This window comes from Blautia sp. St.27G3 (assembly GCF_059728505.1).
Genome location: NZ_BAAGFO010000001.1, coordinates 18,146 through 33,299 on the forward strand (window position 1 = coordinate 18,146; position 15,154 = coordinate 33,299).

9 protein-coding genes are annotated in these 15,154 nt (G+C 34.4%); all 9 read left to right on the forward strand.

Features of this window, described 5'->3' with window-relative positions:
• The first annotated feature begins 261 nt into the window (after positions 1-261).
• Positions 262-480, forward strand: a complete 219-nt coding sequence (locus tag AC6I2O_RS00070) for a helix-turn-helix domain-containing protein (RefSeq protein ID WP_120393639.1) — start codon at positions 262-264, stop codon at positions 478-480.
• The gene (gene dptF, locus AC6I2O_RS00075) at positions 477-2,201 is read left to right on the forward strand and encodes a DNA phosphorothioation-dependent restriction protein DptF (RefSeq protein WP_120393638.1); all 1,725 of its coding nucleotides are present in this window, start codon (positions 477-479) and stop codon (positions 2,199-2,201) included. Before AC6I2O_RS00070 ends, dptF begins: the two co-directional genes overlap by 4 nt.
• Complete coding sequence (gene dptG, locus AC6I2O_RS00080; protein ID WP_120393637.1) at positions 2,201-3,610, forward strand: DNA phosphorothioation-dependent restriction protein DptG; 1,410 nt, start codon at positions 2,201-2,203, stop codon at positions 3,608-3,610. Before dptF ends, dptG begins: the two co-directional genes overlap by 1 nt.
• Positions 3,591-8,936 (forward strand): helicase HerA domain-containing protein, encoded by a 5,346-nt coding sequence (locus AC6I2O_RS00085; protein WP_497741471.1) that lies wholly within the window; start codon positions 3,591-3,593, stop codon positions 8,934-8,936. Before dptG ends, AC6I2O_RS00085 begins: the two co-directional genes overlap by 20 nt.
• A gap of 71 nt (positions 8,937-9,007) precedes the next feature.
• Complete coding sequence (gene dndB / locus AC6I2O_RS00090; protein ID WP_120393635.1) at positions 9,008-10,081, forward strand: DNA sulfur modification protein DndB; 1,074 nt, start codon at positions 9,008-9,010, stop codon at positions 10,079-10,081.
• A 10-nt stretch (positions 10,082-10,091) separates the two neighbouring features.
• Positions 10,092-11,669: a DNA phosphorothioation system sulfurtransferase DndC gene (dndC, locus tag AC6I2O_RS00095; protein WP_120393634.1), complete on the forward strand. Its 1,578-nt coding sequence runs from the start codon at positions 10,092-10,094 to the stop codon at positions 11,667-11,669.
• Positions 11,666-13,606, forward strand: coding sequence for a DNA sulfur modification protein DndD (gene dndD, locus AC6I2O_RS00100; protein WP_120393633.1), 1,941 nt, complete (start codon positions 11,666-11,668; stop codon positions 13,604-13,606). The genes dndC and dndD overlap by 4 nt, the downstream gene beginning before the upstream one ends.
• 11 nt (positions 13,607-13,617) lie before the next feature.
• Positions 13,618-14,001 (forward strand): DNA sulfur modification protein DndE, encoded by a 384-nt coding sequence (gene dndE / locus AC6I2O_RS00105; protein ID WP_120393632.1) that lies wholly within the window; start codon positions 13,618-13,620, stop codon positions 13,999-14,001.
• A complete protein-coding gene (locus AC6I2O_RS00110; RefSeq protein WP_120393631.1) occupies positions 14,001-15,152 on the forward strand; it encodes a cysteine desulfurase family protein in 1,152 nt (383 codons plus the stop codon). Before dndE ends, AC6I2O_RS00110 begins: the two co-directional genes overlap by 1 nt.
• The last annotated feature ends 2 nt before the right edge of the window (positions 15,153-15,154 follow it).

A 15,154-nucleotide genomic window follows, 5' to 3' on the forward strand; every position in this document is an offset into this window, starting at 1 on the left:
AAAAAGCGTTACACTATTTTTTGAAAATATACATGAGATAGAAATAATTCTTATATCATTCTTATATCATGACAGAAATTGAATTTAGAAGTCATAACTGGATACTCTTCAAATAAGTAAATAATATCTTATTCAACGTAAAAATAACACGAATTCGAAAAATTCGACAATGTAGTTGTTGATGTAAATCTGGCCGATCTGTATAATTATTTTTGGTATGAATTATAGTTTTTATGATGTTACGACTCGGAGGAGATACTCATGACTTTAAGTTATAATAACCTATGGAAGACATTAATTGATAAAGGAATGAAAAAAGGAACATTGTGTGAGTTGGCTGAGATTAGCACAAGTACTTTGTCCAAGATGAAACATAATGAACCTGTTTCCTTAGGGATTATATTGAAAATATGTGAAACACTGAATTGCAAAATAGAAGATGTAGTAATAGTAATATCTTCTGACCAGAGAGGTGCATGATGGGTATTTGTAAGCTGGTAGATGAATTAAACAGATTGAGAAAATCGTCAAGTGAGTCTATTGATGGAATTGGAAGCTTTGATGATTTCAAAAAGTATATGCATGTTTCAAGAAAGGCAGAAGAAGACCTGATTGAAATACTAAGAAAAGTGGCACTTTCTGGTAAAAAAACGCTAGTGTTGTTGTGTGGTAGTGCTGGAGATGGAAAGTCGCATTTATTATCTTATCTGAAAAATGATTTGCATTTATTGGAAAATTACACAGTTTACAATGATGCAACAGAGAGTAGTGCGCCATCTAAAACTGCTATTGAAACACTGTACGAAGCTCTTGTGGATTTTTCGGATGAAAATATTGAAAACCCAGGAAATAATTTTATTCTTGCAATTAACCTTGGTGTATTGAGTAATTTTATTGAATCTGAGTATGGAGCATCTTTCCGTAAATTATACCAACATGTCGTTTCAAGTAATATTCTGACAAATAAAATAAATGAAGGTGGGTATATTGAGAACAGTCCATTCCAACATGTGAGTTTTTCAGACTATCACATGTATTCATTAACAAAAGATGGAATACACCCTGTATATCTTGAGGCCATACTAAGTAGAATATTTAACAAAGAGGAAAAGAATCCTTTTTTTACTGTTTATAAAAATGAATGTCAGATTTGTCCTCTTTCTGAAAAATGTCCTGTAAAGCATAACTTTGAATTTCTTACAAAGAATGAAAACAGAGAGTTTATTGCCAACTCACTTGTTGAAGTTATCGTGAAAGATAAAGAAATTCTTACAACAAGAGAAATCCTAAATTATGTTTATGACATTGTGGTTGCGCCTTCGTTTAATTATAAAAAAATGGCACAAGCATCAACTAACACAGTTTCATTTTTAAAAGAATATGTTAGAGATATTACACCTACTCTAATGTATGAGTATACAGACATGTCTGTTTTAATGAATCAGTTAAAGAAATACGATCCGTTATTAGAAAGATCTGAGGAAGCGGATGAAGCTGCTATATTTTATTATGTGTCATCAGATGTAAGAAAAGAAATTACCGATACTTTCGGTAAGGAGTCGTATGGGGAAATTCTGTGTAAAAATACAGCAATCGCTAAAATTAACGACGATAAAACACTGAAAGCACAGATTTTTAGTGCGCTTGTGAGAATCAATGCCATGAGGAATAGAATGAGTGTTGGTGCGGCATATTCCTCTTTTTTGCGCAACTTGTATTACTATAATATTGGAAAAACCCGAAAACTTGGTGAATTATATAATTTGGTTGAGGCTGCTATAACCCAATGGTGTGGAAGTACTCCAGACGGTAATATCTGTTTTGATGAAATACATGAGGGTATAACACTTTATGAAAAGATAGATTTCGAACCATATTTGGAAGACTTACCAAATCAAAATGCCAGTGAAGAATTGCAGCGTTTTCTTCCGTTTGTTACGGTTAAATATGAGAACAAAAAAACGGGAGAAATAGTTGTGCTTGATATCGATTATTCATTGTATGAGATGATTTATAGGCTCGAAAAAGGATATATTCAAACTGCGGACGACAGAAATAATCATGCAGATTTTATCAGCTTTATAGAAAAAATCTTGAAAACAGGATCATCGGAAAAAGAGTTAACAGTTATCACTGATGACAACAAGAAGGCTGTCATTGAAAAAACAAAATTTGGATATAAATTTAAGGTGGTGAAGTAATGAATTATCAATTTGATTATGAAAAGTTCTGTGAAACATTTAATGTAAAAACAGATAAAGCAGTAGATTCATTACGCCTCACTCATACGCAGGATATATGTTTTAAATTATTCCCGTACAAGGCTAGTGGAAAAGCACAGGCACCTATTGTTACCGAGCTGGATGGGATAGTTAGTGGGTTTTTCAGAAAAGCCTTGGGGGTGGAAACAGAGCCTGTTGAATTTGAAGCTTTATGCAATTCATTGATAGAAGAAATGGATATTGAAGATGAAGATGTTGAATTCTTTAAAGATGTAATTCAATCTCTTTTCTTCGAGGATTCAGATTTTGTTGCAAAAAACTTAGGATTATATCCATTTCAAACCAGAATGAACAATAAAAGCGAGGAGCGTTTAGCTGGTTTTCTGCTGAATATTTTAGGTGTAGACCAACATGATTGTATCGATATAGGAAATGCTATGGATCAATATCAATACAATGTTATTGAGAAAATGGTTGTTGAAGCAATCAATGCGACAAAAACTACAGAGAAAGATACAGAAATTTCATATTTTCCTATCATTATTGACGTCCAGGAAAAATTTAAAAAAGATTTCCATTTCATGTTACATACAGAAATGACCACATTGGAAGATTTTGCTAATCTATTGGCTGTTTACTATTTTTATTATATGTCGCAAACATGTGTCGCATTAGATCAGTTTGGAATGGGAAGCCGTGAGAATCCGTTATGCTTATATTATGCTTTAGATTGGGAAAAGGTTAGCAAAAACCGAAGGTGCTGTATAGAAGGCTGGGAAAGAATACAAACCAATGTAAATCATATGTTTAGCCATGCAATCACCCTGGAAATATTAAATCAGCATTCGATGAATGGAAAAATGTTTGATTACATCCAGCTTCAGGAATATGCGAAGCAGAATCCGGAAGAAGATGAGCAGATTGCAAAAGAAATCGAGAAGGCAGAAAATGCTTATGTTTCTTGCGTGGGAGATTATAAGAGATTTGATCAGATTAAATATTCAGTTGGTGGAACTAAAACAGACGCAGCAATCAGACATCTTTTTAGATGTGTTGAAGAACAGTTTTTGAATACTGACCGAAAAAGAGCTAATCAGTTTTATAATGAAAAATTTATTGAATTCTGTAAAGCAAGATGGATAAAGAATAGACGTAAGTCGGGATTAGTATTAAATCTCACAGAACGAGATATTATATTCTTGACTAAGATAGCTATCAAAGACAAAGAAAAGATTCGTTTGATTGATTTATATAAAGAATATGAGTACAGAGGAATATTTCTTGATAATACATCAAAGGAATATCTTCAGGAATTCTTTACCAAGCTGAATCTTATTGACAAGAAGAGTGATAGTGGAGATGCACAGTATGTTAAGAGAATTTTATGATTTCATAGCCAAAAGAATAAATCAGTTTTTTTTAGAATTATCTGCAGATGGTTATCTTCAAAAGGGAGAGAGTTTTTGCCTTAAGCTAGATGATATGGAAACGGTTCAAAAAGTATCTGATGCATTGAAAGATTTGGCAACAAAGGACCATAATCTTGGAAATTATGAATACGAGTGTAAGGATGGCTCCATTTATAAAACATTTACATTGAGGGTAGTAAACGATGAAATCATTATAGCTTCTCAAATAGATGGAATGACGAATGATTTTCTTTGTGCAACTTTGCGAAATGCTGCTAATGATGCTGGAAAACCTTTGTTAATGATTTCGGCTAATCCAATTGATAGTGCTAAGAGTGGTTCAAGGGATATGTCAGCTAATGGTATGCCGTTTTATGCTGATAACTTAATGGCTGAAATAAGGAGAATGGCTGAAGAGAGCACTCAGTTAACTGAATTGGAGAAGAGAATACTTGATTTTGAATTAAGGCGAAGAGATAACGATGTTTTTAGCGATAAAGCCTCTCTCTATGAGTATCGTGACTTACTATCGATTATGAGTAGTGGTAGAATCGCCAAGGAGAATTATCCGGGATTCAGATTATTTTCTGTAGATGGAAAAAATGATTATCAGAATGAAGGAAAATCTCAAGTCGATAAGAAATTAAAAGAAAATCATGATTTGTTTGAACAGATTGATCGAAGTATTCGTTTTGGTAATTTAGAGACCGATTTGGCGGATGATTTTGAAGAAGGATTTTTGGTGCAAATTGAGAAAAATCGAAAAGCAGATCCTGAGCATTGGACAATTCTTTATACTTATGCAGAAATGCTGGCTGCAATGGAGAAGAAACAATCTAAAAAAGACAATCCTTTAAAAATTGATCCTGAAAATATAGAAGTATATGGTCCTATGCCACTTTATTCATTACCTCTTGATGAAAAGGTTTTGATAAGAGACGAAGGGTCTATGAAAACAAGAAAACGAACAAGAAGTATGATTATTTTTAATCCTGATAAGTATGACACAATACATATTAGGATTAAGTGTAATGCGCGAATTCTTAACAGTGATATTTCAGCAGATGATTCAGCTTTCAGCAGAGAAGGAAAATCATTGATTTTTGAATTCCAACGTGAAATCACATCGTTTCATAAGTTGGAAATAAAGGATTCGGTAAATAATATATCGTATATCTTTAAAATTTGTATTGTTGATATTAGTGCCGAGTATTTGGCAGGAACTATACGTCGTAATTTTGGTGTTGATTATAAGGCAACGAAAAAGAAGTGCAAGATGAAACTTCTTGGTGTCGGGACTGATTTAGTCTTTAATCTTAATGGGGCTACGAATGTTTCTGAAAAAATGGATGATCATACTCAATATCAATGCAAATATGATGAGAGATTACATTTGTTTTCTACAGAGGAAGAATTATCAAATTACGGAAGCGGGATTAATATTGAAATCAATTTCTCAGGTATTATAGTTCCATTTGTTTTGTATCCAGATGAATCTAAAAGCATAGAAATTATAGGAAGAAGAATTCTTCGAGATAAATTCGCAAGCAAAAAAAGTTTTGAATTTGATGATGCGGATCATATTTATAAGGATTCCCAGGAATACTTTGCAAAAGCTAATTTATTGAGAGAACTTAGGATAGAGCGAATGATTATTAACGACCGTATTTTATATGGTCGATGTAAAAAGCAGAGTAGTTCAGAGACTGTTTCAATTCAGGCAGAAGATATAAACATACCGTTATCTTTAAAACAAGCGTATTATGATATGCTTCATGAATTTAAACAAAGAAATACAGTTCCTACACTAGCTTATTTGTCTGGGCAGTTGCACGAGGCAGTTGCACGATATTTGCAAGCATTTTCGGAAGTGTTTGCAGATTTACATGATGGTAGTAATTTGTCAGAACAACAGGAGAATTCTCTTTTACTCGGAACGTTAGTGGTAGGAAAAGATGATGAAGAGGTTATATTAACGCCATTTCATCCGCTTAATTTGGCATATCAGATTGAACTTCTTTCAGAAACTGAATTTGAGAATGCAACTGATATTGTCATAGATCGCTTGAATTCAGTGTATTTGTTGCCATATACAAAATATAATCGGAAGATTTATAAAGTTTCTGATCAGTTGTACTCGATGGAATGGAAATATTATGCGCCGGTAGAAAATAGAAGATATCGAGGAAGTAGGAGATTTGTTCCTAAGCTAATTGAAGAGAAGATAACTGAATTTGCATCACATTTTAGATATATTTTCTCAGATATAAATAATAAAAAAATCAGAATCAATCTGATTAATATGGGAGATTGTTGTGATGTATTTATGGGAATTGCTCAATTCTATGTTCACGCAATAGGAAAAACTCCAGATATAGATCAATTGATGAAATTTGAATTACATATCTACACTGATAATGCAAGGACAAATGTTTTTTCTAATATTAAAGAGTATACTCGCCTTAAGCTGTATTTGAATGCAAGCAAATTGTCATTTGCAAATGGTGTGGCAATGAGTAATCTGGAAGGTGTTCTTTCAAAGAATGTGGAATGTTATTTCCATAAAGATAATGGAAGAAATTATGAGTATGCGCATATTTCATTTTATGAGATGGAATCGGAGATTACTTCAGAAACTGCATCCATGGATCAGATTGAAACAGGAATATCTTTGGGAGGAGTAGTATCAGGTGTTCCATCAAGTAAATATGGACAAAAATATAGAACTGGTTTCGGAATGAAATACGCTAAACGTACTGCAGTAGTAGAATTGGCTGAAAAATACAATTCTCTTGTAGAAGTTGGTAATACAGGAAATCCATATCATCCAGGCATTAGCATTTCCACCCAGATTGATAAACTTGCCGAAGATAAAATGGAATATATTTATAAAGCTTCAAATTGGGTTGTATTTGTAGATCCGAAAGTGGATTTAGATTTCTTCAGTGAAAAAGAAGCAAATAGCGACTTGTTGATAATCCATTATAGTGATCAATATACGTCTAGTAGCGGATACGATGCTATTACAGTAACGCATAAGTCACAGCAATACGCGAAGGTCATTCAGGAGTATCTTAAAGAAAAGGGTGTTAATGCAGAATTAAAAGATGTTGCAAAAATCATTAATCTATTTAATGCAATTAATGGGGACTGGTTGTTAAGACTGGTTTCATCGAAAAAAATGATTGGAGCAAATAAAGACACTACTTTTTCGAGAGAAAAAATAAGTATTGTAGCTGCAATTAAATTTATGCTTGCTTTTTTACGACACTCAGATATTGTTTGGGTCCCGATTTCTCTTGAAGAAATGCTTAGAGTATCAGGTGGCGCTGGACTTTCAAGCACCGAAGGGCTTTTGTCATACAAAAATTTAGGATTTGAAAAGGGTCCAACCAGCGATGATTTGCTTCTTGTCGGTTTAAATTATTCATCTGATCAGACTAAGATATATCTCTATCCGACTGAAGTAAAAACAGGAATCAATGCCAATGATGTGATAAAGAAAGCCTTTGAGCAAGTCTCAGCAACTGCAGCAGGATTGGAAAGCGCTATGAACCCAGGTGAGGAATTGTCATCAACAATCATGTATAGGGTAAATCGAAATTTTCTTATGCAGTTATTGATTACTAGCTGTAAGAAAATGAAGGTATATCATGTAGATGATTCGCAGAATTGGGATATCATATTAGACCGATTCAGATCAGCTTTGCTCAATGAAGAGTATGTTATTTCTACAGATATACAGGAAGTACTCGGACGAGGCGCGGTATTATCATTTAGGCAGGCACTTGTTTCAAGACGTACTTCTTTTAAAGCAGATACAATCAATTTTATTGAAATGCCAGAACAAGATGAATTTAGATTGATATTAAGTAGCGTAGATGATATTCATTCTGAGATTTTGAGCAAGAAAGATAATGATTTATTAGTATTTGAAGAATTACAAGTAAATCATCTGACTGGAGATACAACAAAGATTAAGACAACACAGTTGGAAGATGATACAAACACAAATATACCAACTGAAGGCCAACAGGGCACAGAATTGTCGGAAGACAGTCAAGATACGGGAGAGAAATATGTTCCTGAAGAATCAAAGGAAGACACATATGAACAACCGTCAGAAGATGTTTGTGATTGTCGAGGTATGCATATTGTTTTTGGAACAAACCAACAGGATGGAAAGGATGTGATTTGGGAACCGAATAATACAGATGTTTTATTCCATACTAATACAGGTATAATTGGTACTATGGGTACCGGAAAGACTCAGTTTACGAAATCTTTAATTACCCAATTATACTTAGAGAGAAATAAAAACATCGGTGATGATGGACTGGGTATTTTGATTTTCGATTATAAAGGGGATTACAATGAAAGTAAACCGGATTTCTTAGATGCAACTGGAGCAACCGTATTAAAACCATATCAGTTACCGTTTAATCCGTTGGCTTTAGTTAAATCCAAAGTATTTAAGCCTTTATTGCCAGTACATACTGCAAATGCATTTAAGGATACGATTTCTAAAGTATATGGATTGGGTCCAAAACAACAGGATGCCTTATTTCAGTGCATAATAGAAACATATGCCAATTCTGTTATTTCTCCGGCAAATCCAAGTAGCTGGGATAACGAAGCGCCTACATTTGAGCAAGTATATCAAAGATATGCAAATGACGAGGATATTAAAAAGAATGATTCTTTGGCGGCAGCTATGAATAAATTACATCAGTTCCAGGTGTTTGAAAATTCACCAAGTAAAACAAAATCATTGTTTGATTTATTAAAGGGAGTGGTTGTAATTGATTTGTCAGGGTACGATGCGGACATTCAGAGCCTAATAGTAGCGATTACATTAGATTTGTTCTATGCACAGATGCAGGCAGTTGGATCAAGCAAGCTTGATGGCAAGTATCGTCAGCTTACTAAATTAATTCTGGTTGATGAAGCAGATAACTTTATGTCCGAAGGATTTCCTTCTTTGAAGAAAATTTTAAAAGAAGGACGTGAATTTGGTGTTGGAACGATATTGTCAACGCAGTTTTTAAAACATTTTGGTTCAGGAGACGATGACTATGCAAAATATATTTTAACGTGGATAGTCCATAATGTTGCCGACTTAAAATCTAGTGATGTTGATTTCGTTTTCAAAACAGAAAGTAAAAGCCAAGAAAGCCAAATGTTATATAATGACATTAAAAAATTACAGAAGCACAATAGCATTATAAAAATCAGCTCTGAAAAGCCGATATATGTCAAAGATCGTGCATTTTGGGAACTCTATAAAACAATTAAATCTGTTTGACGCATAATATTCGAGGTGATATACTTACGTAGAATACGTAAGTATATCACTTTTGCTTTGGGGGTGCGAGGATGGATTTCGTATATAAGTTTCCTGTTGTGAGAGGCATTCAAGCTGGAAGAGAATATTATATTGCAATGATACCATTGAGAATGCTTACAAGACTATTTCCGAATGAAGAAGAATATGTACTTCCAGAATATCGAGCTCAAAGAAAATTAAATGAAAGTAGAATTCCTGTCATAAGTCGTTATATTACAGAAAATAGGGATTCTTATGTTTTTTCTGCATTAGCTGCATCTATAGATGGAGAATTTCAGTTTGTACAAAGCCATGATGGTGCTGATATTGGAATTTTGGAAGTCTCGATGGATGCTAAATTTTTAATCAATGACGGACAACATCGGAAAGCTGCCATTATTGATGCATTAAATGAGGAACCTGAATTAGGAAGTGAAACGATTTCCGTTGTATTGTATGAAGATTCAGGGCTGTCAAGGAGTCAGCAAATTTTTACAGATCTTAATAAGCATGCAGTAAAAACGTCAAATTCTATTTCGGAGTTATATGATTCAAGAGATGAACTTGCGGTAATCACTAGAAATGTTGTTTCTCGAGTAGAGTTTTTAAATGATTATACGGATAAGGAAAAAGATAATTTGGGAAAGTATTCTTCCAATTTGTTCACATTAAATACATTTTACAGTTCTATTAAAAGAATGGTAGCTGGGAAACGTATAGATGAAGAAGTACAGGAATTATTAGTTGATTATTGGAAGTATGTTGCAGACAATATCGTACAATGGAACGAACTCGTAAGAAAAGAAATATCTAAAGTTGATTTGCGAGAAAATTATATTGTAACACAAGGTGTTGTAATACAAGCGCTAGGAAATGTCGGTGCTTATTTTTTTGACAATCAGGATGTTGATATGAAAGAAATGTTAAGTGGGTTAAGAACTATTGATTGGAAAAGAAGTGCTGATATTTGGAAGTATAGAGTAATCAGATCTGATGGAAAAATTCTTACGAGTAATAAAGCAATACTATTAACAGCTAACCAGATAAAAAAAGAACTGGGTATTCCACTTCTGCCAGAAGAAAAACTGAAGGAGAAGCGATATTTAGAAAGTATAAATGTCTAGGAGAGAAGCAATGGCAGAAAAGTGTTTAAGCTGCGAAGCAAATAAACAAGGAGTTACAATAAATAAAGAGACTGTTGAGGGGTTAAAAGAAACCATAAGAAATTTGTATCTTGCTGATGATATTCCATGGGTAATCGGATATTCAGGTGGAAAAGATAGTACAGCAACTTTACAACTGGTTTGGTTAGCAATCGAAGAATTACCGGAAGAACGTTTGAAGAATGCAAAAAAAATCCATGTTATCAACACTGATACGATGGTTGAATCACCTGTTATTTCAAAATGGGTTGAAAATTCCCTCGAAATAATGACAATGAGATCAAATCAGTCGGGGTTACCGTTTGTTACGCATAGATTAACCCCAGAAACAGATAATACTTTTTGGGTAAATCTGCTTGGAAGAGGCTATCCATTTCCTAGAAAAAAATTAAGATGGTGTACTGATCGTTTAAAGATACAACCAGTGAATAAATTCGTCAAAGAACAGATTGCAGAACACGGCGAAATAATTCTGGTTATCGGAACCAGAAAAGCAGAGAGTGCAAGACGAGCTAAGACCATGGCATATTATGAAAAAAAGCGTGTGCGAGAATTGCTTAGTCCAAATCCGTCAATGGCAAACGAATTAGTTTTTTCTCCATTAGAAGATTGGAATGATAATGATGTTTGGGTTTTTCTTATGCAGTATAGAAATCCTTGGGGGTATTCCAATACAGATTTATTGACTCTTTATAAAGGTGCAACAGCTGATAATGAATGTCCTATGATGGTTGAAAAAGGATTACCAAGCTGTGGAAAAAGTCGTTTTGGATGTTGGGTTTGTACTATGGTTGAAAAGGATAAATCCATGGAAGCGATGATAGCAAACGATGATGAGAAAGCATGGATGACACCACTTTTGGAATTCCGTAGCCGTTTTGGAGACGAGGAAAAGGATAGAGAGAGAAGAAGTTTTAGAAAAATGCAAGGATTTCTTCAAGGTTCTTACAAACAATTGCATCACGGTCCATATTTAAAAGAATGGCGTATGAGTTGGTTAAGGGAATTACTGGAAATTCAAAAGGATATTAATGAGAATGGGCCAGAAGAGTTTGCTGATCTGGAATTAATTACGCTTCCTGAACTCAGATGCATAAGAAGAATATGGGTTTTTGATAAACATGAATTTGATGACGCGTTACCAGGCATATACGAAGATGTGACAGGTAAGAAATTCGAAGATCCGGAATGGGTTGGCTCAGAAGCTTTTAGGAAAGAGGAGTGGGATATCTTGGAAGAAGTTGTCAAAGAAGTAACTGATGAACAATATCCTGGTGAAACATTGGCATTTGAACTAGCATACACTTTGATTGATATTGAAAATCAAGCAAGTAGCCTGAATAAGCGAAAAGGTATTACTGACACACTTGAAAATTGCATCAAAAATACATTTTATAAGGATGAGGATGATGCTACACAGTATTACATGGATCGTATAGTACGTAAAAAGGACTTAGGCGGGAAATATAATCCGTTGGCATTGGATGGAAGATATGATTATCTGAATGAAGATGATGACGATGAAGAAGATGGGGATGCAACAGAATGATTTTAAAAAAATTGATTATGCATAACTTCGGAGTATATGCATCAACAAATCAATTTGAGTTCCATGGTGAAAAACCAGTAGTATTAATCGGAGGCATGAATGGTCGAGGAAAAACCACCTTTTTGGAGGCTGTTCTACTTGGATTATATGGCTCAAATTCATTTGCATATACTGAAAGTAAATATAAAACGTATGGTCAGTATTTAAAATCATACGTAAATAAGGCAGACGGTACAAAGTATACGTATGTAGAGCTGGAATTTTCATTAGATATGTCTGATGAGGAAACATATCTTGTTCATAGAGAATGGGACGGCAATACACAGAGAATACGAGAAAAAATTTGGGTAAAGAAAAACGGCATCGATAATGGTTTCTTGACTGAAAATTGGCCAATGTTTGTTGAGAATATTCTTCCAAGTGCGTTGTCGAATTTTTTCTTTTTTGACGGTGAAAAAATAGCTGAACTCGCTGTTGAAAATACTAATGATCAGATGAAGGAATCTATAAAGGCATTGTTAGGCATTTCTGTTCTCGATTTGATAAATAACGATTTAGGCAGAATTATTACAAGGCTGAGTTCGGCTGCTTCAGAAGATCAAGATTTGATTTATCTGGAACAATTAAGGCAAAAAAAAGAAAGTGCTATCGATGATTTAAAAGCAACCGATGATGAAATACAGCGAGTGATAGAAAAAATCGAAGATTTGCGTTTGGAAGTGGAAAAGAAAAATGCTGAATATGCTATTAAGGGCGGAGATATCGTAGAGCAAAGACATGATCTTATGCGTCAAAGATCGGAGCAGCTTGCCTTGCTTGAACGGTATGAAGATGATTTTCTGGAACAAGCAGCAGGAGCAATGCCATTGCGACTTGTATCATCATTATTAAGGGATATTGAGGATCAGGGTAATCTTGAACAAGCATATAAAACGTCTGTAATTGCAACCAATAAGGTTAAGAATCTCTATAAAGATTTTATTATAAAATATCCAGATGCGGAAGCAACTATTAGCTCATTCATTAATTATGTACAGGCCGATAATGATGCACAGAAACAGGAAGAAATATATAAATTGTCTGATACAGTTCTCTATCAGATACATAGATTAAATTCTTATGAGTTGAATGAATGTGTTTCTCATACAAAAGAGCAGATGAGAAGAAGAAACGCCAGTCAACACAAGGTAGATGAAATAGACAATTATTTATCTGTTGATATTGATGAGAAGGCACTGAATAGAATTTTTAAGCGCATAAAAGAAATTGAAAAGGAAATTATAACTGAAGAAGTAAATCTGGAATCATTGCAACAGAAACGAACAACATTGCATGGTGCGGCGATGATTGCAGAAACAGAATTTAGCAAAGTGGCAGAACAGGTCCTTTCATCAATGGAAACAAGTGATGATGGCAAACGTACTGTTAAGTATGCTCATATGGCAATGGAAATCATTAACAGATATCGAATTCGTCTTCAAGAGCAAAAAACAGATATATTGGCTAAAACAATGACGGAATGTTATAGAAAACTTGCATTTAAGAAACATTTGATTGAAGAAATCCAAATGGATTCTACCACGCTAGATTTGCATTATTTAAACGGGTTAGGCGAAGAGGTAGAAAAAAAGAAGTTGTCTGCTGGTGAAAAACAATTAATGGTTATATCTCTGCTTTGGGCATTAGCGATTTGTTCAAAGAAGAAACTACCAGTTATTATTGATACACCATTATCACGTCTTGATTCCATTCATAGGGAAGCGCTTATTACGACATATTTTCCAAATGCTAGTGATCAGACTATTATTCTATCAACAGATTCGGAAATTGATCATAAGTATTACGAATTAATGAAACCAAGTATCGGTGATGAGTTTGCGCTTATTTTTGATGATGAAAATATGAAAACAACAATCAGAAAAGGATATTTGTTTTAGAGGAAAAATGCATGTTAGTAAAACAGATAAAACTGTCTAATCAATCTAAGGATAGACTCAGTAGATTGAAAGGAAAAACAGGAATTAAAAACTGGAACGTGCTTTGCAGGTGGGCTTTTTGTTATTCTCTGGGTGAATATACGATGCCGACGGATGTTCCAATAATTGCAGATAGTAATGTTGAAATGTCCTGGTATACGTTTGCCGGAGAATACAGCGATTTGTATGATGCGCTTATGAAAGCTTGGTGCATTAAAATGGGACTTCCAACAGATGAAGAAACGTTAGCCAAATATTTCAAACTCCATTTGGAGAGAGGAATAGCACATCTTTCAGGAACTAATTTTATAAAGAACTTAGATGATTTAATAAATTTGGGAATTGGGGAGCAGTAATGGGAATATATCTTGATTATAACGCGTCGGCGCCGATAGATCCTAGAGTTCTTGATGTGATGATCGATGTATATAGAAATTCATATGGAAATGCGGATAGCAGAACTCATGACCATGGGGAGAATGCCAGAATTCTGGTCGAGAATGCCAGAAAGCAGGTGGCATCCCTTCTTGGGATAACTTCATCTGAAGTTTTCTTTACAAGTGGTGCAACAGAAAGCAATAATATTGCTATTCAGGGATTAGATGAATATTCGAATCAAAGTGGTAAGAAGCATATTATCACGACTGGAATTGAGCACAAAGCGGTATTAGAGACTGTAAAAGCAATGCAGAAGAGAGGATATGAAATAGATATTGTAAACCCCAATGCATCTGGGCGTATTGATCCAAAACAGGTTATTGAGTTGATTAGAGAAGATACACTTCTTGTAAGCATTATGCACGTTAATAATGAGACGGGGATTATTCAACCTGTAGAAGAAATTGGAGAATTTTTAGAAGGCAAGAACGTATTTTTTCATGTAGATGCGACACAGAGCTGTGGAAAGCTTGTAGACGAAATTCGAAGACTTAAATATGATATGCTGTCATTTAGTGCTCATAAGTTGAGTGGGCCACAAGGCATCGGAGTGCTTGTACTTAGAAAAAGACGATATAAATTACCACCTGTAAAATCTATAATGTATGGTGGACAGCAAGAACATGGTATCCGTCCTGGTACAATTCCAGTTGCCTTAGTTGTTGGATGCGGTATGGCATGCGAATTTGCAGAAAAGGAATATCAGATTAACTGTATTTCTATGAAAAGCATCAAGGCGGAATTGGTAAATTTATTAAAGCAATCGGGTGTAGAACATTATTTTAATGGTGATCAGAATTATTGTGTAGATAGTACGGTTAATATTCGTTTCCCAGGGGTAATGTCAGAAGCTCTTATGATTTCGAGCAAGCAGTATTGTAGTATTTCAAATGGTTCGGCATGTACTTCAAAGAGTTATTCGCCAAGCTATGTTTTGGAAGCAATGGGAATTCCGGTGAATGAGATTGAAGAATCGGTACGTATTAGCTGGGGAGCTAATATTTCATTAGAGGAATTCCAAAAGAACATGGGTTATTTACTGAATGCAGTAAAACAGTTTGCCATATAACT